The 25,112-nt window shown below is 42.6% G+C and carries 20 protein-coding genes; 4 read left to right on the forward strand and 16 right to left on the reverse strand.

From position 1 onward, the window contains the following. Window position 1: 1 nt before the first annotated feature. The 3 genes from MHI25_RS20550 to MHI25_RS20560 all read right to left on the reverse strand — a co-directional run bounded on the left by MHI25_RS20550 (window position 2) and on the right by MHI25_RS20560 (window position 2,894). A complete protein-coding gene (locus MHI25_RS20550; RefSeq protein ID WP_076183127.1) occupies window positions 2–775 on the reverse strand; it encodes an ABC transporter ATP-binding protein in 774 nt (257 codons plus the stop codon). A gap of 158 nt (window positions 776–933) precedes the next feature. Further along, window positions 934–2,208 (reverse strand): HAMP domain-containing sensor histidine kinase, encoded by a 1,275-nt coding sequence (locus MHI25_RS20555; protein WP_076301763.1) that lies wholly within the window; start codon window positions 2,206–2,208, stop codon window positions 934–936. A 2-nt stretch (window positions 2,209–2,210) separates the two neighbouring features. Beyond that, complete coding sequence (locus MHI25_RS20560; RefSeq protein ID WP_076301764.1) at window positions 2,211–2,894, reverse strand: response regulator transcription factor; 684 nt, start codon at window positions 2,892–2,894, stop codon at window positions 2,211–2,213. A 66-nt stretch (window positions 2,895–2,960) separates the two neighbouring features. Between MHI25_RS20560 and MHI25_RS20565 the strand changes: the two genes are divergently transcribed. Beyond that, complete coding sequence (locus MHI25_RS20565) at window positions 2,961–4,232, forward strand: serine hydrolase domain-containing protein (protein WP_340394130.1); 1,272 nt, start codon at window positions 2,961–2,963, stop codon at window positions 4,230–4,232. A gap of 39 nt (window positions 4,233–4,271) precedes the next feature. Here the strand turns inward: MHI25_RS20565 and MHI25_RS20570 are convergent, their stop codons facing one another. Beyond that, the gene (locus MHI25_RS20570; RefSeq protein WP_076129905.1) at window positions 4,272–4,631 is read right to left on the reverse strand and encodes a hypothetical protein; all 360 of its coding nucleotides are present in this window, start codon (window positions 4,629–4,631) and stop codon (window positions 4,272–4,274) included. A 279-nt stretch (window positions 4,632–4,910) separates the two neighbouring features. Between MHI25_RS20570 and MHI25_RS20575 the strand changes: the two genes are divergently transcribed. Continuing rightward, window positions 4,911–5,120 carry a hypothetical protein gene (locus MHI25_RS20575; protein ID WP_076100132.1) on the forward strand — a complete coding sequence of 70 codons (210 nt, stop codon included), beginning with the start codon at window positions 4,911–4,913 and terminating at the stop codon, window positions 5,118–5,120. Here MHI25_RS20575 and MHI25_RS20580 read toward each other — a convergent pair. The 6 genes from MHI25_RS20580 to MHI25_RS20605 form a co-directional block, all read right to left on the reverse strand. Then, window positions 5,117–5,608, reverse strand: coding sequence for a DinB family protein (locus MHI25_RS20580; RefSeq protein WP_076307624.1), 492 nt, complete (start codon window positions 5,606–5,608; stop codon window positions 5,117–5,119). The genes MHI25_RS20575 and MHI25_RS20580 overlap by 4 nt on opposite strands. A 28-nt stretch (window positions 5,609–5,636) precedes the next feature. Further along, window positions 5,637–6,740 carry an LCP family protein gene (locus tag MHI25_RS20585; RefSeq protein ID WP_340394131.1) on the reverse strand — a complete coding sequence of 368 codons (1,104 nt, stop codon included), beginning with the start codon at window positions 6,738–6,740 and terminating at the stop codon, window positions 5,637–5,639. 8 nt (window positions 6,741–6,748) lie between these two features. Beyond that, complete coding sequence (locus MHI25_RS20590; RefSeq protein ID WP_340394133.1) at window positions 6,749–7,558, reverse strand: GNAT family N-acetyltransferase; 810 nt, start codon at window positions 7,556–7,558, stop codon at window positions 6,749–6,751. 208 nt (window positions 7,559–7,766) lie between these two features. Further along, window positions 7,767–7,994, reverse strand: a complete 228-nt coding sequence (locus tag MHI25_RS20595) for a hypothetical protein (protein ID WP_038572358.1) — start codon at window positions 7,992–7,994, stop codon at window positions 7,767–7,769. Between the two features lie 64 nt (window positions 7,995–8,058). After that, complete coding sequence (locus MHI25_RS20600; RefSeq protein ID WP_036685790.1) at window positions 8,059–8,259, reverse strand: cold-shock protein; 201 nt, start codon at window positions 8,257–8,259, stop codon at window positions 8,059–8,061. Window positions 8,260–8,941: 682 nt separating this feature from the next. Next, window positions 8,942–11,050, reverse strand: coding sequence for a methyl-accepting chemotaxis protein (locus MHI25_RS20605; RefSeq protein WP_076129908.1), 2,109 nt, complete (start codon window positions 11,048–11,050; stop codon window positions 8,942–8,944). A 178-nt stretch (window positions 11,051–11,228) separates the two neighbouring features. On the opposite strand from MHI25_RS20605, the gene MHI25_RS20610 reads away from it, so the two are divergent. Beyond that, window positions 11,229–11,633 carry a CBS domain-containing protein gene (locus MHI25_RS20610; RefSeq protein ID WP_038572361.1) on the forward strand — a complete coding sequence of 135 codons (405 nt, stop codon included), beginning with the start codon at window positions 11,229–11,231 and terminating at the stop codon, window positions 11,631–11,633. A gap of 54 nt (window positions 11,634–11,687) precedes the next feature. Here MHI25_RS20610 and map read toward each other — a convergent pair whose 3' ends face one another. Beyond that, window positions 11,688–12,434 carry a type I methionyl aminopeptidase gene (gene map / locus MHI25_RS20615; RefSeq protein WP_036685786.1) on the reverse strand — a complete coding sequence of 249 codons (747 nt, stop codon included), beginning with the start codon at window positions 12,432–12,434 and terminating at the stop codon, window positions 11,688–11,690. A 399-nt stretch (window positions 12,435–12,833) separates the two neighbouring features. Between map and MHI25_RS20620 the strand changes: the two genes are divergently transcribed. Then, complete coding sequence (locus MHI25_RS20620; RefSeq protein ID WP_340394136.1) at window positions 12,834–14,519, forward strand: cellulase family glycosylhydrolase; 1,686 nt, start codon at window positions 12,834–12,836, stop codon at window positions 14,517–14,519. 1,402 nt (window positions 14,520–15,921) lie between these two features. On the opposite strand, the gene cysI is transcribed toward MHI25_RS20620, so the two are convergent. From cysI to MHI25_RS20645, 5 genes are all read right to left on the reverse strand, one after another. Further along, window positions 15,922–17,646, reverse strand: a complete 1,725-nt coding sequence (gene cysI, locus MHI25_RS20625) for an assimilatory sulfite reductase (NADPH) hemoprotein subunit (RefSeq protein ID WP_340394138.1) — start codon at window positions 17,644–17,646, stop codon at window positions 15,922–15,924. A gap of 46 nt (window positions 17,647–17,692) precedes the next feature. After that, complete coding sequence (locus MHI25_RS20630) at window positions 17,693–19,549, reverse strand: assimilatory sulfite reductase (NADPH) flavoprotein subunit (protein WP_340395698.1); 1,857 nt, start codon at window positions 19,547–19,549, stop codon at window positions 17,693–17,695. Window positions 19,550–19,783: 234 nt separating this feature from the next. After that, window positions 19,784–22,960 (reverse strand): ATP-binding protein, encoded by a 3,177-nt coding sequence (locus MHI25_RS20635; protein WP_340394140.1) that lies wholly within the window; start codon window positions 22,958–22,960, stop codon window positions 19,784–19,786. 70 nt (window positions 22,961–23,030) lie between these two features. Further along, complete coding sequence (locus tag MHI25_RS20640) at window positions 23,031–23,402, reverse strand: response regulator (RefSeq protein WP_076130763.1); 372 nt, start codon at window positions 23,400–23,402, stop codon at window positions 23,031–23,033. A 61-nt stretch (window positions 23,403–23,463) separates the two neighbouring features. Then, window positions 23,464–25,095 carry a diguanylate cyclase gene (locus tag MHI25_RS20645; protein ID WP_076130764.1) on the reverse strand — a complete coding sequence of 544 codons (1,632 nt, stop codon included), beginning with the start codon at window positions 25,093–25,095 and terminating at the stop codon, window positions 23,464–23,466. Window positions 25,096–25,112: the final 17 nt, after the last annotated feature.

Genomic DNA, 25,112 nt, shown 5'->3' on the forward strand with positions numbered 1-25,112 from the left:
CCTACCACCCCAATTCGGTTAGAAAGGACTGTAATTGCTGCTGCCGTTCAGGTCCGTTATCTTCGCTATAAGGGGTAAGACGCAAATCTCCCACGATGACTCCATCCCGCAAATACAATATCCGATTTCCACGCAACGCGGTTTTAAGATCATGAGTAACCATAATTATACTTTGCCCTTGTCTATTCACCTCAGTAAGGACGCGCAGTACACCTATTCCTGCTGAACTATTTAACGCACCCGTCGGCTCATCGGCGAAAACCGCTTTTGGACTGTTGATCAATGCCCGGATAATCCCCGCCCGCTGAGCTTCGCCACCTGAGATTTGCGCCGGAAACTTGCCCCAGACAGAGTCATCCAGACCTACATCAGAGAGTAGCTTTTTGGCTTTTTTTACAGCACCTGCTCTATCCTTTTGTACAAGAAAAGCACTTGATAATACATTGTCGAGGACACTCATCGTATCCAGCAGATGAATCTGCTGAAACACGAACCCACAATTCTTCCGCCGGAATATCGCAAGCTGATCATTACTCATGGCTGTGATATCCTGACCTTCAAATAGAACCTCTCCAAGTGTTGGCTTATCCATACCCGAAATGGCATACAGCAGTGTTGATTTACCAGAACCAGAGCTGCCCATGATAATCGTAAAATCACCATGATATAAGGTCAGATCCAGATTTTTCAAAACATGCTGCTGAGTTCCTCCATGGGAGAAGGTTTTTCCAAGCTTATTAGTCTGCATCAGCACTTTATTATTCACTTCGCTCATGTTGAACACTCCATTTACATTCATGCTCATTAATTGCGCTAAAAAAATCATAGCTCTACGCGAAATATAATGGCTGCAATCACAAGCTCATTCGTAATTGCAACCTTATCGTACGTTAAATGTTCTTAACATGTCTTTGTGCAATCCTTAGCTAATTCTTAATTCTGTCCTACTAAGGGAATTAGCAGTTTGACTGTAAATCCGTCCTCCCGATTGGAGCACAGAATGTCGCCTTGCATTTTTTGCATCATATAACGGGAAATGTACAGGCCTAGACCTGCACCATTCTGGCTCACGGCCAGACTGCCCCGAAAAAATTTATTGAATACTAAAGGCAGCTCCTCTTCAGGAACCCCGGGACCATAGTCCAGAATATCTACCTCCAGATAATGATCCGTGATCTCGAACTTAATATCTATGGGTGTGTCTGTGTAGGCATATTTGTAGGAATTATTCACAACATTATCGATCACCTGCTGCAACCGCAAGGGGTCCACCGTAATGAGACAGTCAGGCACAGATGCTGCTGAAATCCGTTCATAGAAATTTACATTATTTATAATTTGGATCAGCAGGTGGCTTTGCTCTTCCGTTAAGCTGACTTTAAGTTCATTTAGTTCCTCCAAGGTCGAATGGAACATATCAGTCACCAGACGATCAATCTGATCTGCTTTGGAGTACAAAGTGTTAAGCTGTCTGCCGGTCTTCTCATCCCTTGCGCTTAATAACATCAGTTCCGTGATCGCCTTTAACGAAGCAACGGGTGTTTTAATGTCATGACTGAGACTAGCAACCAGTTCCTTTTTACTTTTATTCGCCAAATATTCGCTGTGTCTAGCCGCTGCAAGCTCTTCCCGCATCATATCAAAGCTTTCGGTAAAAGCACCAAACAGATGATTACGATCCATCTCCAGCGGCACTTCCAGATCACCTCTCGCGATATGCTTCGCGAATTGCTGCATTTTGCGGAACGGACGGAGAACCGATCGATTCAGGAACCAAATATAGAGAACGCCTAGAACCGTAAGCAGAAGCAGCATCACAATAGAAACTTGTATAAATTGTTTTTTCATATGTATAAAGATCGCACGGTAATCATTATTAATAATCACCTTCCCCACCATCTTATCCTGATCAAAAACGTCCACTAGAGTATCCCGATTATTGATGGCTTCGTTAACAGTAACGGAAATCGCATTTCCCGTCTGATATTTAAGTACTCCCGCGGTATCGATAATGGCAAATTCATAAGGACTTTCCTTGTACAGCTTCGGATCAAGCTTGTCCCAGTTCTGTTCCGTGAGCTTCACAATGGTATTGATCGCCACTCTATCTGTTCCTGTCTCCACCTGCAAATTAAGAATTAGGAAGGTGAGCGCTAAACTTGCGGCAAATATAGTAAACAGAAGGGCCAACAGCAGTTTTTTTGTCATAACTATTTGTCCTCAAAAGCATAACCGATGCCCCATACTGTACGGATGTACTGAGGATCATTAGGATTCTGCTCAATCTTCTCACGTAGATGACGGATATGTACATTTAGGGTGCCATCCCCCGCAAAAACATCTCCCCATACCTCTGTAAATAACTCCTCTTTGGGGATTACCCTATTTTTCTGCTGAATCAAATAGCTGAGCAATTTATATTCCATCGTTTTCAGCTTGAGAGCTACGCCATTAAGGCTTGCCCTCCTAAGTTCGGGGTCTATCTGGATAGGGCCGGCTTGGAGGATAGCTGCCTCAGCTCTAACTTCGTTATTGTGGCGTTTAAGCACCGCCTTCACTTTTGCGAGCAGCACTCGCAGGGTATACGGCTTATGAATATAGTCATCTCCTCCGATATCAAGAGCAATCAATACATCATCTTCACTGGAGCGGGCACTAATAAACAAGATAGGAATCCCCATCGTCTGACGCAGCTCTTTGCATAACTGGAAGCCGGATTCACCGCCTAAATTAATATCTAGCAGTAACATTGAGACCTGATGCTCACGCAAAAAGCTCCGGCAGGCATCAGCGCTTGTAACAAACGCGGTTTGAACATCGAACAAATTAAAATATTCGCAAGTGGTCTCCGCAAGTTCAGTTTCATCATCAATAATTAAACAATCATATCTCATGGATTTCTCTCCGCTTCAACAGAATTTAGTATTATGTTAGAATATGCCTTTAAGGAGGGGTTACCTGTGGATAAACAATCCCAGCGTCTGGAGCAATTTTTAGATAAATACGAACAAAGCTGGCCATTGAGCGGCACAGTCTTGATAGCTCAGCATGGAGAAATCAAGCTACAAAAAGCATATGGATATGCGAATCTTGAACATCAGGTCCCGAACGCTATAGATACCAAATTCCGGATCTGGTCACTAACCAAGTCATTCACTGGCATGGCGATTCTGATGCTAAAAGAACAAAAACGTCTGCGACTGGAAGATCCGATCCTAAAATATCTTCCTGAACAGCATGCATTCGAGGGGATGACCATCCTTCATCTGCTGGGGCATACCTCGGGTATAGCCAACTACACTTCTCTACCCGAATATAATCAAAAATTAAATAAGCTTAAGCTGACTCCACTGGAGATGTTACAGCTATTTGTGAGTCAACCGCCTGCATTTATGCCTGGCACATCGTTTTCCTATAATAATTCAGGCTATTATTTATTGGGGATGATCATTGAAAAGATTACTGGCATGACATTTGAAGATTATATCACTACTTTTATATTACAGCCTCTTGGCATGGTAAATACAGGAGTTTATAACAATCAGCAAATCATTTCAAAATTAGCCTCACCTTATCATTCCTCATGGGGAGAGTATACTCAGGGTGAATACATACATATGAGCTCTATCCTGTCAGCGGGTGCCATGTATTCGACGGCTGCTGATCTTTTCCTGTGGGACCAAGCGTTATACTCCGATCAATTAGTATCCCACGATACTCTGGAGATGGCTTTTCATTCAAGTAATCTCAAATATCGATTTGGTTGGTTTTTGGACGAACGATATGATCGCAAAAGAATGTATCATGGTGGCGCTTATCGCGGCTTCCGAAGTGAAATGCACAGATATCCAGAAGAGCAGACAACCGTCATCATGTTGACCAATTATGATTGTGTCCCCATTACCAAGTTAACGGAATCTCTATCTGGATTAGTATTCGGTGAGCCTGCCGAAATGCCGATATTCCCGCGAGCCTTTCCACTTGATGATAGCATGTATGCTGAATATATGGGGACCTATGAGGGATTTGGCTGCAAAGCGAGCGTGGAGCGTAGGGGCCAGGAATATTATTTTGTCTGGAATGATGATGAGGTTACACCGTTCTATCCTATCTCTGAAAAAAGATTCCATCATACCAAGCATGACAGTGAATTTGAATTTAAACGGAATGAACAGGGTGAGCTTTCATTTCTGGGGATGAAAAAAAACAAACGAGTGCCGCATAAGCCATGAAATGGCTGCTGGGGCACCCGCCTTTTTTTCAGCTAAAGCCTAAGCCTTAGCCAAAATAATAAATTGTGTGAGCATCACGATTACCGCTGCAGACACCCCCAGCGAATTAATGATTGTTAAAGCATTTGGATAACTTTCTTTCCGAAACTGTGAGAACAAAGATACCGTCCATAACACGCTGAAAAATAACGACGACAACCCGGATACAGCTTCACTATCAATTCGTCTGCTCCGGAGAAACAATCCGGCAAGGGTGGCGACAGTATAAACAATATATATTACTAGCTCTATCGATGTGATAACGATCGCCTCGCCGGCAGAGAACAAACGCATTAACAAGTATTGAAAACCTAAACAGATAAACACAAGCTGGTTAAAAGATAGTCTCTTCACTCTCATAGCTTAGCTCCTTTAGGATATAATTTCGCAAAAGATAACGCTTACATTGTACTAGTGATTGAATATATCTTCTGTGACTTTCCATACCCTGCCAAATATTAGTCAGATAATATCCTCACATACAAAAAAGGAAGTACACTTTGCGAAAAAGATCCGCAAGGCATACTTCCTTTTTTTACGATGCGATTGTAGATTTAGACGGAATGGGACATCTTAGTTCCAAAATAGAATGAACAGTGGATTTATAAGATGTTTTCTTAAAATTAGGAGGTCATTGCTGTGAGAAACAAACAATCCATTGTCTTCGTGACCATACCATTATCCGAGATCAAGAAGTTCATCCTTATTGATATTGTTGCTGGATGGGTCTTTTATTTTGCTATAAAATTCCCCTTCCATTCCTTAATTGCCGCCTCTGCCGGAAGCATGTTTGGTCCTATCCTCATACGCCAATCCATGAAGTTAGTTCAAAATCGCGCCAAGTTTTAAGGTTTTAAGAACTGCTCAATCTGTTTTTTATGATGCTTATCATGTGGGATAAAACTTCTCAAGTACTTGCGAACGCTGAATTTTTTGCGATCTCCATCCTTATATTCCTGATTGAATTCCTCTTCCGTTAACCCTGCAGCTACATCTATGATTTTAGTTCTATAACGTACAAATTGTTCAATTAATGTTTGTTCAGATAATAATTTAGCATATTCTACAGCGTTAGCATTAAACTCGTTAAAATCCAACTGCTTGGTTGTGATCGGTTCCCGGAGAATTATTTTCTTAATCGCACCTTCATAAAAATATTTATCCCATAACATGAGATGACAGATGATATCCTTTAAAGTCCATTTACCAGCTGCAATAGGCTGATTCCAATGTTTGTCTGATACTTCACCTAAAGATTCAACGAACGGGATGAGGGACTTAAATTCGAGTAACATTTGCTCATTTGTTTTTGCAGCCAGAGAGATCAACCTCCACATGAAAAATAAAATAATTCAGTCACAACATCTATGCTGCGTCATCCGCAGAAGCTGCGGCCAGATCCGTATCGTTAGAGTCAGGATTCAGCCAAATCTCAATCAACTCATGAGTACGCTTCACATCATTTTCGTCAAGCATGTAATACCATTGATCCTTCCGTCTGCCTTCACCCTGCAACATATGGCTTGTGATCTCAGGAGTACCTCCTTCAAGAATTACTCTTTTCGCCAAATCAAGAATAAAGTCTGACTTCATATTGGTTTGGAAATTACTGCCTGCTATTTCGATGATTTTCTGTATATTAAGGATATTATCTACTCTCTTCATCCGTTCAAGCGCAGATTTCAAAAAGATCCGCTGCCGCTCCGTTCGTTTAAAATCAGAATCCTCCCGGTATCTTACATACATTAATGCTTCAGCGCCAGAATAAATCGGTTTGTTCGGTTCAATTCTTAATTTCTCATGATCCGGGCTCTTGTTCTCAATCACCTTGGTAATCGGAAGTTCAACACCCCCTAGAGCATCTGTAACGCCCACAAGACCGTTAAAATTAATAGTAGCGTAATATTCGATAGGCGCGTTTAATAAATTTTTAACGGTATCTACACTCATCTGAGGACCGCCATAGGAATGAGCTGCATTAATCTTGGTTTCTTTCCTAGCTCCTTTAACCTTTTCCGCTCCGATAATTTCTGCATAGGAATCACGAGGGATCGACACGAACAATACTTTATGATCAAGTGGCCGGATCACAGTATATATAATCGAATCAGAAAGCCCGTTCTCTTTTCCCCGCTGATCAGTACCCAATAGGAGGATAGAAAATGGACGATCCTTGTTATCCGCCGTTGGTTGTAATCCGGGAGCTTCAGCGTTTTCATTATTCTCCAAAGGAACGTATGATCCATCAAGCGTGTGTTCAATAGTCGGAGCCACAACATTATTAAATCCGAAAATCAGCAGTTCTTTACGAAAAACATAAGATCCTAGCCCAGCAATAAGTACGATAGCAAGCGTAAATAGCCAGATCTTTTTTTTCTTGCTGGTCTTAGTTTTCTTTTTCACCTTTTTTTTCTCAATTCTACTTAAAGAAAATGAAGAAGCTGAATGGGTAGTCTGTTTATTTTTCATTCGGATCCTTAACCCTTCCTGATGACGGATTCTACCAGCCGATAATAGGGAATCATGTAGGTTGTCTCAAAGCCTAATTTATGCGCTAAGTTGAAAGAACCCTCGTTATCCAGACGACACGCCCACACCGGCTCAAGCTGATGTTCTAGACAGTATTCTATTAAGGCTGAACAGACCGCGTAGGCATAGCCCTTCCCCCGATGTGCTTCTGAAGTTTCTATGCCTATTTCCAGTTGATGCTCATTAACAAAACCCGAAAATGCCGTAGAGGCAATTTCCCCAGCGTCAAGAATATTGAAGCCCAGCCCCTCAGCAAGAAATTGCTCTTCATTCCTCCAAAACGCCTTAGGATTGACACCTCCTGTTGCCGCCAAAAACCGTTCTTTGTTCATTCGCACCACTTCAAGGTCTTGGTTAAGATAAGAAGCTTTCTGTTTCAGATATTTCTCGCGGTTAAAGCTGAAGTTGACCCTTGTATTTCTATGGAGCATTTCCTGTTCACTCCAATGAGCGATAACTTCCGTCCAGCCTCCCGCTGGATCAGCCTGCAGCAACTCTTGATGATGCCGAATCATATTTTTATTGGTTATGTAATCAAAAAGATCGCGCTTAAACTCTTCATTATCCGACTCTCCAATTAATAAAGACATTCCACAAGGGTGTGCAATGTAAAAAGCACGCGGGTTAACGATATCGTCAACATATACGCTGCCAGGTATGACTTGTTTAACCACTGACTCAGCAAACATCGTATTTATTTTCACTTTTCCTAAAGGCTCAATAGCTTTGTAATAATCGTTACTCTCTAGTCGTTTCATAATTTTCTCCTTAGATATCACGTAATGTTTTGATAGATAACCACCAGTATGTGAGGATATTTTTTTGCCGGATGACACTGTTACCTAAAATATCCCATTATTATAGACGATCTTAGGGTCGATAAGTTTCTATTTATAAGAAATTTGTGAGACAAAAAAAGACCATATCCTATCAAGGATTGGTCTACCCTATTTATTAATGATGATCTTAGGTTTTTTTCACAATCATATCGATCTCACTCTTGAGTAAAAGATATCTGACGACACTTCTCATGATCGGAACTTTAGTCAACTTATGCTGATCTACATAACTTTTCATTTGGTCTTTAGACAGCCCGAGCAAGCTTCCCGCTTCAGACACCGTCAATACTTCTTTGTTACTTGTAGCGTTAAAGGTTTTCTTAACTTTTAAATTCCAGTCTTCAAACACCTGCATTTACATCCGCCACCTTTCTATAAAAAAATCCCCAAACGATACGTTTGGGGATTCATTTTACTACTTACAGTTTTACAACATTCTCAGCTTGTTGACCACGATTACCTTGAACTACGTTAAATTCTACACGTTGTCCTTCATCCAGGGACTTGAATCCGTCACCAGTAATTGCGCTGAAATGTACGAATACATCTTCTCCACCTTCAACCTCGATAAAACCAAAACCTTTGTCTGCGTTAAACCATTTCACTGTTCCTGTTTGCATAATATAATTACCACCTTATTTTTATTTACATGTTATTCTTATCCTCAAAAAATCTCTTGCAAAATCTCTAAAAAAATAAAAATTCACATATGGTACAAGGTTATTAACGTCTAAAGAATAACCCTCTACGCTATGTGAATTCGCCAGGTAAATACTTTCGATAGATTGATTATAACACAGCTAACACCAAATAGATACTCTTCTGCATTATGAAGAAAATGGGAGGTAAGAAGGAGCTGTGCCATAATTGATTCTACGAGCGGTGACTGACCTCCTCACTTTCAAAATCCTAAAATCAACAAAACAGCGATTCTTCTGTTATCGAAGAATCGCTGTTCGGTGTTTTTTGGTCATTCGCGGCCTGCTACGACTACACATTCATTATCCTACGGGGCTTTCGGACTCGGTAGACGTTATTTACATGTTTTAATTCTTTACCGCTAGATTTCGGACTCCAGTGACGCTATTCCTTGGAAAGAGGCTCATAATAAGCATTTTTTAGGCCAATAGCTGCACTGGAGTCCGATAACATTCCAAATATCGGATAATCGTACGTTTAAGGACCACTGTGTCCGTTAGCAGGTTACTAAGCGTATTTTCCAGTGACTAAGCATGTGCTTTCGACACAGCAGTCATTTCATAGTTTTAGGTGCCAGCCCTTCTCTATATTTGAAAAGGCAATCTAAATTTTAAAGTAAGATAATTTATCCAACAGGTCTTGCACCATTGAGCTGAGTGACTCCGACGAGGCTGAGATCTCTTCCATAGAAGCAAGCTGCTCCTCAGAGGCTGCTGCCACACTTTGGGAGTCCGAGGAAGCTTCCGAAGCAAGATCGGCTAATTGTTTAACGGTAACTGAAATTTGCTCCGTTCCCGCGGTCATCTGCTGTGCAGCTGCTGAGACCTCTTGGATCTGATCGGTTACCTGTGTCATCTCTGTCAGAATCGACGTAAATAAAAGATCACTATCAGATACACTCTGCACACCAAGAATTACTTTTTCATTGCCGACAGCCATCGCTTGTGAAGCTTGATTAGTATCTTGCACCACATCTTCAACCAAAGCAGTAACTTGTTCGGCAGCTTTTTTAGTCTGATCTGCCAGCATGCGAATTTCTGAGGCCACCACCGCAAAACCTCGGCCATGTTCACCCACTCTGGACGCCTCAATAGCCGCATTTAGTGCCAACAGATTGGTCTGTTTACTTATGTTCGAAATCAAGCCGATAATCCCGCTGATCTGAGCAGATCGTTCGCCTAAACGTTCAATCGCCAGACTTGTCTCATCTACAGACAGCTTTAACTCCGACATTTGATTCACTGCCATTTGCAGCTGGGCACTGCCCTTTTTCGTCTGATCGGTAACTTCATCTGCAGACGCAGACACCGATGACGAAGAGTCAGCGATCCGTTGCACTCCAACATTCAGCTCGCTCATCGCCATTGAAGAATCACCCGCATAATCATTCTGCAGCTGCGCTCCTTCGGCTACTCGTCCAATTGCCACAGCAATTTGTTCAGCAGCTTTTCCAGTCTGCTCAGCGTTAGCTGTCAGCTCTTCAGAGGTAGCTCCCACGGACATTGATAGATCAGCGACAAGTCCAAACATTTCTCGAAGCTTATGGGTCATATGATTAAAATGTGTAGCCATTTTGCCGAATTCATCATCATTTCGAACCTGCAGGGTTTGAGTCAAATCCCCCTGAGACATCAGCTGCAATTTCTCAGATAACAAACGAAGCGGTTTAACTACCATCAACCATAGTTGAAGACCAACAATAACAGCTAAAATCAAAATCCCAATAATCATAATGATAAAAAATTCTGTTTTAGCTTGTTCATAATCAGCCATGATAACATCCTTAGAGATCGCTGTCTGTGTGTACCAGACCTGGTCACTTCCAGGCATTGGTATCGGAACAAAAGTCCGCAGCACGTCTTCTCCCTTGGAATTTATCGTGTATCCCAGTTTGGCCTCCCCATTCTTCACACGCTTCCACAGTACTGTTTTATCTTCTGTATCACCGAATTCTTTGAGTACACTTTGAGGATCATTTGGGTTGGCTGCATATTTGCCATTACCAGTGATTAAAGAAACATAACCTCCCAGAGGTTTATAGTTAACGGCTTCTTCCTGCAATTGGGTTAACGAAACATCGAACCCTACAGTCCCCAGAAATGCACCCGTTTTATCCAAAATTGGCAGCATGACCGAAATCATCTCTATAGCTCCACCAGTCGTCTCATAGGAGTAGGGTTCAATATAGACCGGTTTTTTCTCTTTTTTTGGTAAAAGGTAATAATCACCCGCACCTTCTACATCATAATTCTTTAAGGGTTCAACCTTTATTGCACCTTGATTTCTAAAGACATAAGGAATAAAACGCCCCGTACCATCATCATATGGCATCTTATTTATATTAGCCTGATCGTTCTGATCAAAAGCATTGGGTTCCCATAATATGCTCATCCCAAAAATTTCTGGTCTGTGCTCAAGCATAGTTTTCATTGTAGAAACAACATCTTCACGGTCCAAGGTTTGACGTTCTCTTGATTCAAGGAGTACTTCAGCGAGCGCTTCACCCGTCGACTGAATGTCTATCATTCTATTCTGAATGGTCTCCGCATAACTTTTTCCTGCGACCTCTGCCTGAAGTTCACCGTTGGATATGCTCACACTACGCAGATTAGCCAGGTTTGCGACTAAACTAAAGAAAAAGATCACAATAATTACTAAACTTACCACCATAACAAATTTAAACGTTAATGAAAGCCTTCGATACAATGCCATCTGAACAACTCCACTCTAGGATAATATATCTTTAATCGACAAAATACGACCTCTATTCAATAGGACTTATTACCTATAATTCAAGGGGTGAAAATTTAAAATTCTATCCATTCCAAAAGTATGTTTAAATAAAAGTAGCCTAATCAAAAAATAACTTAATATAAAGGAGTTCATGCCGATGGAAATATCCTCTTTTTTGTTGCCAAAAGATCAAGTCGCCTATATCACTAACTCACTATCCATGCTGGAAGCCTTAGAACAATTAGAACAGCACCATTACACGGCTATCCCTATTATTGATAATGAAGGAAAATATGTAGGAACACTTTCGGAGGGTGATCTATTGTGGAAGCTGAAAAACACAGCAGATTTAACCTTTGACAATATAGGGGAAGTTCCAGTAAGCGACATCCAAAAGCATGTTCATAACGAAAGTGTTCTCATTAATGCAGAAATGGAGGATATGCTGACGCTTGCTGCGGATCAGAATTTCGTTCCTGTGATTGATAATGAGGGTGTATTTGTTGGAATTATTAGGAGAAAAGATATCATTGAATATTACACTCGCAACATTACAGATTAATAAAAAATGACCAATCTCCATTACGGAGACTGGTCATTTTATTTTTCATCAAAATTACAGTTCAGTCAGGATAATCGTTCCTTGTGGGGTAATCGCTAAAGTATGCTCATATTGTGCTGACAATCCGCCGTCAATGGTACGCGCAGTCCAACCATCCGCATCAATTTTTGTTCTGTAACTGCCTGTGTTCAGCATGGGCTCAATGGTAAATACCATCCCCTCTTTAAGACGAGGCCCTCTCCCTGCTGGACCATAGTGAGGTACTTCCGGAGCTTCATGCATTTCTGAACCGATCCCGTGGCCAATAAAATCACGCACTACAGAAAACCCGTTAGACTCTGCATAAACTTGGATGGCATGCGCAACATCGCCAATACGGTTGCCTGCAACCGCCTGCTCGATTCCACGGAATAAAGATTCCTTAGTAGTGTCTAGAAGTTTGGTCGCCTGTTCACTAATATTGCCAATCCCGTAAGACCAGGCCGAATCTGCCAACCAGCCGTTTAAGTTAACAACCATGTCAATGGTTACGATATCCCCGTCTTTTAGCGGCTCTTTTTTCGGGAATCCGTGGCATATTACATCATTTACAGATGCACAGGTTGCGTACGGGTACCCATTATATCCTTTTTGCTCAGGAGTAGCTCCTTGAGACAATATAAATTTTTCTGCAAATTCATCAATTTCCCAGGTCGTAATACCAGGCTGCAAAATTTGCGCAATTTGACGATGACATTCAGCGAGAATTTTTCCCGCCGCACGCATTTTTTCGATCTCTTCCATCGTTTTCATGATAATCATAATATCGCCTCTTCTGTACAGAACACATCGCTCTCGGGCAACGGTTCTTCTTTTGTATTTAGTTTACCCTTTATATTATGAAAGAAAATCGCGAGAAATCCAAATCATTAGGCAAAAAAAATTATATTTTCCTTCCTGAATCTAAAAATAACATCATTTTTTTTGAGAATGTTAGATGAAAGACGAGTGCCTTATCAGCAATTTCTCTTATCTTTCTAATAAAACATAAAGTTATTGTTATCGTTAAATTATTTATTATTCCTAAAAATTCCTTTATATGTTATATTCAAAATAACTGAGGAGGTGATACATGCCTGTAATTGAGTGCATTTACTGCAACCACCTGGAGCATACGCATAATCAAAGAAGCAACCCTATTTGATTAAGGAGGAAATGTTGATGAAATTCAGAAAGCATTTTTCGTTCCGGAAAATCAGTTTGTTAGTATTAATTAGTATCCTTACTCTTTCTATTTCTTTACCTCAACAGCAGGCAGCGGCAGCAAACACTTCTGTTAAAGGTTTTTATGTAAGCGGTACCACTTTATACGATGCCACCGGCAGTCCTTTTGTAATGCGTGGGGTGAATCATGCACACACTTGGTACAAAAACGATCTGGGTACTGCAATACCGGCCATCGCAGCGACTGGCTCCAATACCGTCAGAATTGTACTTTCTAATGGCAGCAAGTGGTCTCTCGATACTTTAGCTGATGTCCAAAATATTCTAAAGCTTTGTGATCAGTATAAAATGATTGCCATGCTGGAAGTGCATGATGCTACGGGCTCAGACAACACCTCTGACCTTAACGCTGCAGTAAACTATTGGATAAGCATCAAGGATGCTTTGATCGGTAAAGAAGATCGTGTCATTGTGAATATTGCTAATGAATGGTACGGTTCTTGGAACACTGCAACATGGGCCAGTGGATACCAAGCGGCAATTCCTGCGTTAAGAAATGCGGGCATTAAGAACACTTTAGTTGTAGATGCAGCGGGATGGGGTCAATACCCACAATCTATTTTCACTAGTGGTCAGGCTCTATTTAATTCAGATACCTTAAAAAACACTATTTTCTCAATTCATATGTACGAATATGCTGGAGGTAATGCTGCTACAGTCAAGAGTAATATCGATAGTGCCTTGGCTATTGGAGCCCCTGTGATTATCGGCGAATTCGGTGACAAGCACACGGGTGGAGATGTCGATGAAGCCACCATTATGAGCTACACGAAGGAAAAAAAGGTGGGCTGGCTCGCCTGGTCCTGGTATGGTAATGGCGGAGGCGTTGAATATCTGGATCTAGCCAGCGGTCCAGCAGGAACACTCAGCAACTGGGGAAATACAGTCGTTAATGGAGCAAACGGAACCTTAGCAACCTCCGTGCTTAATAAAATTTACACAACACCTGGTTACCAACCTGTGCCGGATGGTGGCACTACACCAACACCAACACCAACACCAACACCAACACCAACACCAACACCAACACCAACACCTACACCAACACCAACACCTACACCAACACCAACACCAACAGCTACACCAACACCAACACCAACAGCTACACCAACAGCTACACCTTCACCTACACCTACAGTAACACCTACAGCCACTCCTACCGGCTCGCCATCCAGTAATCTGGCACTTTACTACCGTGCAGCAGATACCAATGCTACCGATAACTCAATCAAGCCCTACTTCAACATCTATAACAACGGAACAACGGCAGTCAATTTAAATGGACTGAAAATTCGTTATTACTTTACTAAAGATGGAAGCGCATCTCTCAATGGAGTAATCGATTGGGCGCAGGTCGGTGCTTCTAATATATCGGTTGCCCTCGGGTCCACAAGTGGGACGAACGCCGACTCTTACGTTGAGCTTACTTTCAATACTAGCGCGGGCTCCATACCTGCCGGTGGACAATCAGGAGAAATCCAATTACGCGTGCACAAAAGCGACTGGTCTAACTTCAATGAAGCAAATGACTATTCGTTCGATCCAACCAAAGTTTCCTTCAGCACTTGGAACAAAGTAACCCTGTATCAAAACGATGTACTGATCTCCGGTATCGCTCCTTAAACACATAAACCAGCGAGCCTCCCGGAATTGGAGACTTGCTGGTTTTTAAATTGAATCTGTTGTAGCGCAGATGTTGGGATCTTACTAGATTATTGTAGATCAAATGAAGGCTGTTGCTAGATTTGTCAGTCAACGGTGATCTACTGCTGTTAGCCTGCTCCCGGAATGTTACTACTCTGATGTTAGTCTACCGCTGGACTGTTACTACTTTGATGTTAGTCTACTGTCGATCGTCTATTGTTCCGCTAGTCGGTTGCTTCTCTTTTATTTGGCTGTTCTGCGTACTACTCCACTATTGCTACTGCTGAGCTAATCTAATTTTACTATTTCACCATCTAATGTTATTTTACTATCGATTTAATTCGACCCTTTCACCACTCTGATGTTAGTCTACTGCCGCTCGTTTATTGTGCCGCTAGTCGGTTACTGCTCTTTTGTTTGGCTGTTCTGCGTTACTTCACTATTGCTCCTGCTGTTCTGCGTATTACTCTACAATTGCTCCTACTGCGCTAATATCACTCTGTCCCACTATCTAATATGACCCTTTTACTACTCTGATGTTAGTCTACTGCCGCTCGTCTGCGCTCATCTGCCGTTCTTTACCTTTGGAGCGCTTTTGTCGTGATTTTCGGACTCAGATGACGCTATTTGTGCGATTTGAGCCGTTTTGAGCAACTTTCGGACTGGAGAGGCGCTATTCTTCTGAAAAAGGCCTGTTCCTGTCTCTTTTCATCCCCATAACGGCGCTGGTGTCCGAATACTCGGCAAATTGGCAAGATTTCAGGAAATAAGGGCTCCTGAGTCCGTCACCTTGTTAGTCTACTGCCGCTCGTCTATGCTCATCTACTGTTCATCTGCCGTTCTTTACCTTTGGAGCACTCTGTTATGATTTTCGGACTCAGATGACGCTATTTGTGCGATTTGAGCCGTTTTGAGCAACTTTCGGACTGGAGAGGCGCTATTCCTCTGAAAAAAGCCTATTTTGGCCTCTTTTCATCCCCATAACGGCGCTGGTGTCCGAATACTCGGCAAATTGGCAAGATTTCAGGAAATAAGGGCTCCTGAGTCCGTCACCTTGTTAGTCTACTGCCGCTCGTCAGCGCTCATCTACTACTCATCTGCCCCTCATCTGCTGCTCATCTACTACTCATCTACTACTCATCTACTACTCATCTACTACTCATCTACTACTCATCTGCCCCTCATCTACTACTCATCTACTACTCATCTGCCCCTCATCTACTACTCATCTTCTATTCGTCTGCGCTCGTCTGCGCTCACCTACCGTTCTTTACCTCTGGAGCATTACGACACGACACTCCGCGCATCTAACTACGACCAAACCACAAAAATCCCGGCAGCCATCAACTGGCCCCGGGACATTTTTTAAATCTACTTTCATTTAGTCATGGAAATTAAGTCCAGAGGTAACGGCTTTAACATAGTCTGCACGGATCACGAAATCTCCAAAATGCTCGCCTTGTTGACGTTCTTTGGCATATCGGTGAAGAATAGGTTCAAGCGTCTCTAGGATCTCCTTCTCATCTATGTTTTCTTTATACATTTTATTGAGGCGATCACCCGTAAAGCCTGCTCCTAAATACATATTGTATCTGCCAGGAGCCTTGCCGATAAACGAGATTTCACCCAGCGCCGGTCTAGCACATCCATTAGGGCAGCCGGTCATTCGGATCACAATTTCCTCGTCACGCAAACCAGCCTTATCTATAACAAGCTCCAGCTTATCTATCAACGAAGGCAGGTACCGTTCCGCTTCAGCCATCGCAAGTCCGCAGGTTGGCAGTGCTACACAGGACATGGAGCTGCGCCGCAATGCAGAAAGATGTGCTCCATCTGTTAGACCATGCTGTTTAGCCAGCTCAGCTACTTTGCGTTTTTTGGCAGTAGTGACGTTGGCAATCGTTAGATTCTGATTCGGCGTTAGACGGAAATCTCCAGTATGAATCTTAGCAATCTCCCGCAAGCCAGTCATCAAGGTGTATCCTTCTTGGTCATGAATCCGTCCGCTTTGGATATAAAGTGTCAGATTCCATTTTCCGTTGGTACCCTTCACCCAGCCGTAACGGTCTCCATTGTGATCAAAATGATAATCACGTACTGCTTCAAGCTGCCATCCGAGTCTTTCATGCAGTTCGTCTACGAACCATTCCAGACCATGGCGGTCAATTGTATATTTGAACCGTGCATTTTTGCGGACAGAGCGATTGCCATAATCCCGCTGGATTGTTACGGTCTTTTCTGCCACATCAATCAACTGTTCCGGACGGCAAAAACCAATTATACGTCCCAACTGAGGATAAGTACTGGTATCGCCATGAGTCATCCCCATACCGCCGCCTACAGAAACGTTGAAGCCGACTAGCTTCTCATTTTCCAGAATAGCGATAAAACCCAGATCTTGCGAGAATACATCCACATCATTAGAAGGAGGCACCGCTAGACCAATCTTGAATTTACGCGGTAAATATACCGGTCCATAGATCGGTTCTACTTCCGCACGCTCGCCTAAGCTATCTACTACCTTCTCACCGTCCAACCAGATTTCATGGTAAGCAGGCGTACGTGGTGATAAGTGATCACTTACTTTGCGCGCCCATTCGTAGACCTCTGCATGCACCTCTGACTGGTAAGGATTCGGATTACTCATTACGTTACGGTTAACATCGCCGCAAGCTGCCAGCGTCGTCATCAGCGTATCATTAATGCTGCGGATGGTTTTCTTAAGATTCCATTTGAGTACCCCATGCATTTGAAACGCCTGTCTGGTAGTCAGACGTAAGGTTCCATTGCCGTATTTTTGTGCCAGATCATCCATCACTAGCCACTGCTCTGGTGTCGCTACCCCGCCTGGGGCAACTACACGAAGCATGAACTGGAATGCAGGCTCCAGCTTTTGCCGTTCACGCTCGTTGCGTAAATCCCGATCGTCCTGCATATAGCTTCCGTGAAATTTCAGCAGCCGATTATCATCTTCCGGCAAGCCTCCGGTAATCGGATTGCTTAATGTCTCAACAAGCGCGCCCCGCAGATAGTTACTCTCTTGCTTAATGTGCTCAACATCGCTTGGAGGCCCGCCGATCGGCTTAACCTTTTCATTGTTTGCCATTGTTGTTATCTCCCCCCGAAGTCATTCGATAACTTTCCTCTATCCATTAGTAAACATCACGTTGGTAGCGCTGCGCCTGCTGCATATTATCCAAATAAGCTGCCGCTTCTTCAGGACTCAAACCACCCTCATGCTGGATGACAGTAATCAGAGCAGAATGAACATCATGTGCCATATGCTTCTCGTCTCCGCAAATGTAAATATGAGCTCCCGCTTGCAGCCATTCGTAGACCTCGCGGCTCTTTTCCAGAATGCGATGCTGAACATATACTTTCGCTTCGGTATCACGGGAGAAAGCAACATCCAGCTTAGTTAACAAGCCGTCTTTAAGCATTCTCTGCCAGTCCGTCTGATAGAGGAAGTCCGTCACAAAATGCCGATCTCCGTAGAACAGCCATGATTTACCTTCCGCCCCAAGCTCGCCACGTTCCTCCAGGAAAGAGCGGAAGGGTGCAACACCTGTGCCCGGTCCAATCATAATGATCGGTGCATCAGGATTCGTCGGAAGCTTAAAGTTCGGATTATGTTGAATGTAGATGGGCAACGTATCTCCCGGCTGGACTCTTTCAGCACAATGTACCGAGCAGACCCCATAACGCTCACGGCCATGTGCCTCATAACGTACAGCTCTAACCGTTAAATGAACCTCATCTGGATTAGCTTTATAGCTGCTGGCAATTGAATAGAGTCGTGCCGGAAGCTTGCGCAAAATAGTCACAAAGCTACTGGCCGAACCCTCCCATGGAGAGAAGTCCTGAACTAAATCGAGCAGATCGCGGCCTTGAATATATTCCTTAAGCTGTTGCGCACGTTCTGGCGACAATAGATCACTTAGTTGGTTAGAAGAAGATAACTTCGCCGCTTGTTCAAGTAACGGTTTGGTCAATACAGTGATTTCATAGTGGTGAAGAAGGGCCTCACGTAAGGTGCCGTCTTCCCCTTTTTTATTAAATGGAACAATATCATTAGAATTCCAGCCCATAGTATGAATAATAGCGTCTACCAATTCAGGATGATTCTCCGGATAGACACCCAGCGCATCCCCTGGTTCAAATTGTATGTTCGAGCCTTCTAGGGATAGTTCCAAATGGCGGGTCTCCCGGTCAGAACCACGTCCGTTCAGATTAAGGTTCTCTAATACTTCCGCTTTAAAAGGATTGTTACGGGTATACAAAGGCTCCTGAGAATTTGCGTCTTCCGCAGCTTGAACCGCTTTTGCCGCAATGGCCGGAGCATTTAAATGTGCATTTAACGCACTAATGACGCCTTCAAACCACTCGGTAACCGAATCATCATAATCAAGATCACAATCCACACGTGGACTTAACCGCTTGCCGCCAAGTTCCTCAAGCCGCTGATCGAAGTCCTTGCCGGTCTGACAAAAGAATTCATAGGAGGTATCCCCCAGTGCCAGCACTGAGAACTTCAGATTCTCTAATTGAGGAGCTCTTTTGCTATAGAGAAATTCATGGAACATCCGTGCATTATCTGGCGGCTCGCCTTCACCATGTGTACTGACCAGCAATAGGAGGTTCTCAACCTTCTTAAGCGCATTGGGCTTAAAGCTGTTCATCGCAGTGAGTGTGACCTGAAATCCTTGCTCCTCCAGCTTGCGGGACAAGCTCCCAGCCAGCCGTTGGCAGTTCCCTGTCTGGGACCCAAACAACACGGTCACTTCACGTGAAGCTGCAGGTTGACTAACGGCACTACCTTCCACATTTCCTATCGTATTTGATTGTACTGCTTGAACCCCGGCACCTGCCGATGGTGCAGTAGTAAAGCCCATGGCTGACAAATAACCGCTAAGCCATATTTGCTGTGTCTCCGTTAAGGATGGTAGAAGACGATTGAGTAGCTCGACTTGGCTCTCGTTAAAAGGACTGTTCGTTACCTGTAGTTGCAACAATATCCACCTCTCCTAAACATGAAATCTTCTGATGATCCGTACCTCATGAAATCAGGCTATCACAATAATTGTAAACGATCAATGATGTCGATTTACCCTAATAATTGTATTTTATTGAAAAATAATCTATAAAGTACTTAAAAACCGATCAAAACAGTATGATTTAACCTGTTTTGATCGGTTTCATTATAAAAAGTGATACTATTTATAAAATATTGTGATAAATAAAAGCTATAATTTTTGCTTACTTTCGGGAAATAACACCTCGCCGCTCCCCGTCTTAATCTTCACTATCTCCTCAAGCGTATTCGACAGCTCGCCGGGTGGATAAGGTTTAGTTAAATATTTTTGAATTACATCGTTTAATTGATTCTTATCCGATTGATCCAGAGCAGAAGAAATAACGATAGGTATATTTTCAGTTCTTGGATCTTCTTTAAGCATTCGGATCAAATCCCAGCCATCCAGCTCTTCACCCAACATCAAATCTACCACAATCGCCACAAATGGTGTTTTCAAGGCCTGATCAAAAGCTTGCTGTGGATGGTAATGATGGGTAACACGGAAGCCCTTCCCTTTAAGCTCTTCTGATAAAAGCAACGATAGACTGTAATCATCTTCAACGATCATCACATTAGGCTTGAGCTCTTTATCGGTGCTCCATTTATTAAGCTCATCCTGTTGCCGGCTCGCTTCCGCATGGAGGATAGGGAGGCTAAACCAGACGGTAGTGCCCTCTCCTTCAACGGAATCTATACCGATATTTCCCTTTTGCTTCTCAATAATCTCCTTACAGATGGCAAGCCCGAGTCCTGTTCCTCCAATTCTTTTAGAGGCGCTATTATCCACTCTTCTGAATTTTTGGAATAGCTGTCCTATTTGATCCTTAGGAATGCCAAGACCATTATCCTGGATACGTACAATAATTCTATCCGACTCGTTATGCAGCAGTACTTTAACTTCATTGTTATCAGGCGAGAATTTAATCGCATTACTTAACAGATTCGTCAGAACTTGGACAATCTTATCCTTGTCCACGTCAACATCCGCATTCAAAGCCTCATCCACTAGGAGTACATGATGGGTACTGCTCAGTTTATATTGATCAATTACGCCTAATACAATTTCACTGAGATTCAAATGCTCCGTGATATATTGCTGCTTACCTGACTCCATTCTCTGCAAATCAAGAAAATCATTAATGAGCTCCGTCAGTCGTTTAGCTTCTTTATGAATCGTCTCCAGATATTTAAGCTGCTTCTCAGGCTTCATGGTCTTAGATAATAACAGTTCTGTGAAACCAAGTACACTCGATAGCGGTGTTCTTAGCTCATGACTTACCGTACTGACAAGATCAGATTTCATAAGGTCCAGCTCATATTCTCTAGTGATATCTCTGTAGACAAACAATGTACCAATACGCAGTTCGCGACGGAATACAGGGATCGCATACACATCAATATGCTTCATCGATTCAGTTCCAATGGAGTATTGCATGCTGCTCGATTCCAGAGCATCCTCAGCAATCGCTTTTTCAAAAAACATCCGAAGTTCATGATTCTCATTCGAGTGCTCAATGAAATAATCCATCCATTTCTGACGGGGAATCAAAGCTCCTTCTGTCCACTCATAATTAAAAATGTTGCTCAACGCTTTATTCATCTGCAGGAGCATACCTTCTGTATTCACAAATTGTATGCCCTCGTTCACATTATTTACGATGTCCCGATTCAGCTTTCGTCCATGTTCAATCTCTTCATACATGAATAAACGTTCAATCGCCAGCGCTACGCGGTTCATCATCCCCTGAACCTCATTAATCTCTTCTTTGCTGAAGGAATGACCAATCCGGCTGCCACAGAACACTGCAAGAATCTCATCCTCTGCGTTCACAACAGTAGTGTAGAAGTCGTAAACATAGACCTCACTCGCAGAAATCCCTTGCTCTGATTGTGTGGCCAGGCGCTTGATTAGGTACGTTTTTTCCGCTTGCAAGCGATATAACATCTCATTATTCTCATGATCAAGATAACGCTCCACATTCTCCTGGGGAATGCCTTTCACAGCCGCGATATTATCTTTCACAAGCAGGAAGAAACTCGAATCAAAGGCATACAGTCGATGCATAAACTCAATAAACTTATCCGCAAATTCATGTTTATCCAAAGTATAAGTAATATCATGATTGAGCTGATTATTAAGTTCAAGCATCATCTTGGTCTGTTCTGTGTTTTTTAACGTTTCGGCTAGCTCCTGCTGCACGCTTTTCATTGAGGTGATATCGTTCGCAATAAGGATGTATTGATAAATCACACCCTCTTCATTCAGGTACGGCACAATCGTCAGATGCAGCCAGATGGGCAATCCGTCTTTGGCTAGAATCTGCAGCTCATTGTTCCACACTCCGCCTGTATTTAATTTGTTAAAGATTTTCTGATAACCCTCATCAGAGAGATTATAAAGTTCAAATAACTTATAGGTGTAACCGATAATCTCAGACTTTTTATAGCGGGTATATCCACTTAAATTATCATTCGCGTAGGTAAAGACACCTTTAGCAGTAAGGATCCCCACCGCAGACGATTGATCCAAGGCTTTCATCATACTCTCAATTTCACTAAGCGAGCGCTGCAGCCTATATTGCTGATCCTGAAGTTCATCCTGCTGCGCATGCAGCTCTTCATTCTGCATCATCAATTCTTCTTCTTTATCTTGAATACTTCTAGCCATATTTAGAAAAGCATCATAAAGTCGGCCAATTTCATCTTGATTCTTAAGCTTGCCCAGAAGAATTTCTTCTCCTGCAGCCAGGGAATGGGTTGCCCCTTCCAGCTTCAGAATAGGATCTATTAGGTTCTTCAGAATCCGCCAGATCATAAAGGTGAAGATTAGCAGAATAATCGTGCTGAAAAAGAATGCGATAAAGGTAAATTCATTGGCACGTTTGATGTAATCCATAGCCATAGTATTTAAAGCGGCATCGGATCGTTGCTTGTACTCTTTTGTATACATTAAAAAATCATTTACTGATTTCGTGTTGCCATCTGCGGATAGAGCTCTCAAAGACACATAATCGTCTGCCTCGACAAACCGAATCGCTTCCGGCAAAACTTTAGTTTTGTACTGAACATAAAATGCTTTCAAACCATCTCTAAACAAGGCTTCTTCCGGAGATAAATTGAGATTAGAATAGGTATCCAGAATCTTATCAAAGTTAACAAGTCCTAAGTTTAAGAGCTCTAATTCATTGTTACTCTTAAGTGCGCTGAATCCCCTCGCTCGGAAAAAAACCTCATTTAACGCAGTCGCCAATTCGTTAATCGTGTCCGCCTTATTTTGCAGAACTTCACGGTCTCTACTTAATTTGTTCTGCTCATTGTTTATGAAAAACAAAAATACAGATCCCATAAGAATGATTAACGAAAAAACCAAGGCAATGATACGAAAATATCTATTTTTAATACTGTGATTAGAGCTGCTACCCTTTGTCACTTAGGATCCCCTCCACAATCTGCAAGAGTTCCATCGGACTAAAAGGTTTTGGCATAAAATAACGTGCGCCTGCATCTACCGCTCGAAGACGATCTACATCTTGGGCTTTGGCTGTTAACATTAAAATAGCTGTAGCCTTCTTTTTCTCATCATCCAGTTGGCCTAGGACTTCAATCCCTGTCATTTCAGGCATCATATAATCCAATATCACCAAATCATAATGATCCTGTGACAATTTTGAAAGCGCCTCTAATCCGTTCTCGGCAGTGTGGATCTCCACGTCTTCCAAATCTTCTAAGGTGTCTACGATTAACATTCGTAATACTTCTTCATCATCCACTACCATTACCTTTTGCATAGCTGCCTAGTTCCCTCCGCTTTAGATCTCTCCTGGTGCTCACAACATATTCAGAACCCAATTAGAACAAAAATCTATGAGCCAACCGCTCTATCCTCGACAATAACTCAGGCATATGGACCGGTTTGACTACATAATCATCGGCACCCATCTGCAGGGCATGTACAATATCCGCCTGATTATTCCTTCCCGTCAACATGATCACTAATATATTTACTTCCGGATACGTTTTGCGGATTCTTTCCAGAACTTCTACTCCATCCAGATCAGGCATCACACCATCCAGCAAAATAATATACTTCTCATCCACGGCATACCAATCCGATTGCAGGAAATCAAGCCCATTCGCATAGCTGCTAACCTTCACCTCAGCAATATTCTCCGGCTCCCAAATGGCGAACTGACTGGTCACAATTCTCCGAATTAGCGTATCGTCATCCACAACAATCACATTCAGAACCGAATGCTTTTTAGTAGTGGATAAATGGTCCGAATAAAGCGTTGTCTGATTCCTTCCAGCATGCTTACTGGCATAAAGAGCCTGATCTGCTTCCTCAATCAATTTATCGGCTATATTCTCGGCATCTGTTACCTCAGAAATCCCGCTAGAGATAGTCACATGAAAGATTTCATTTTTCGCAAAAAAGTCAGTCGCCGCAAACCGCTCTTGAATACGTTGTATAACCAACATTGCAGATTCCGCATCCGTGTGAGGTAAAAATACTGCAAACTCTTCTCCCCCATAACGGCAAAAGGTATCCTCCAGACGGATGGAATTCTTCACAAGCTCGGAAAAGCCCTGCAGCACTTCGTCTCCGATTAGGTGACCATATGTATCATTAACGTTTTTAAAATAATCCAAATCAATCAGCGCTAACGAAAATACGCGGTTGGTCCGCTTAAAATCACCAATCAGCTGCTTCATGACTTGATTGAAGTGTTTGCGATTGAATGCGCCGGTCAAATCATCCACGATGATGGACTCCTGCCATTCTCTTTTGAGCTGAAAGCGATTTTTGATCAATACCAGAAATAAATCAATATCTACAGGCTTCGGCAAAAAATCCATCACCCCCAGCGAATACGCCTGCATTTGCGTCGCTTTGGAGTACTCCCCACTTATAATGATAATGGGAATTCGTTCTTTTTTAGCCTTGCCGATAATTTGGTTCAACACCTCAATCCCGCTTTTATCCGGTAAAAGAATATCCAGCAGAATGAGATCTGGTTTCGTTTCATAAAAGATTTTGAGTCCCCGTTCAGCAGATAAGGCAATGCTTACATAGTAATTCTGCCTCTCCAACGACTCTTTCAGATAAGCAACTAACTCTACATCATCGTCGATAAGAAGAATATCATTCTGCGTGAGTGTCTCAGCAGGTCCCTTTTTATCCAATGCTTTGACAGAGCTTGAAGCTGCCAATGAATGGACATTAAACAATGGAATCAGTGGATATAAATAATCCCCCCATTCCTCGACTGACCAACTCTTAAGACTGCTTTCCATGAAATAGGGCAGCGTATCCTCGGCAAATTGTTCGACATCTGGTAATCCGACAGTTCCAGCAGTGCCTTTTAAATTATGCAAAAAACGATAAATGTCCTTTTCCTTCACTTCCGCCTGTTCCGTCCATTCCTGGAGGGTCATCTTCGTTCTTTGCTCAACCATGTCTTTATATTTTTGTGTAGTCATATTTACTCCTTCAGACT

It is taken from the genome of Paenibacillus sp. FSL E2-0177 (assembly GCF_037992975.1).
Taxonomy (GTDB): domain Bacteria; phylum Bacillota; class Bacilli; order Paenibacillales; family Paenibacillaceae; genus Paenibacillus_AQ; species Paenibacillus_AQ odorifer.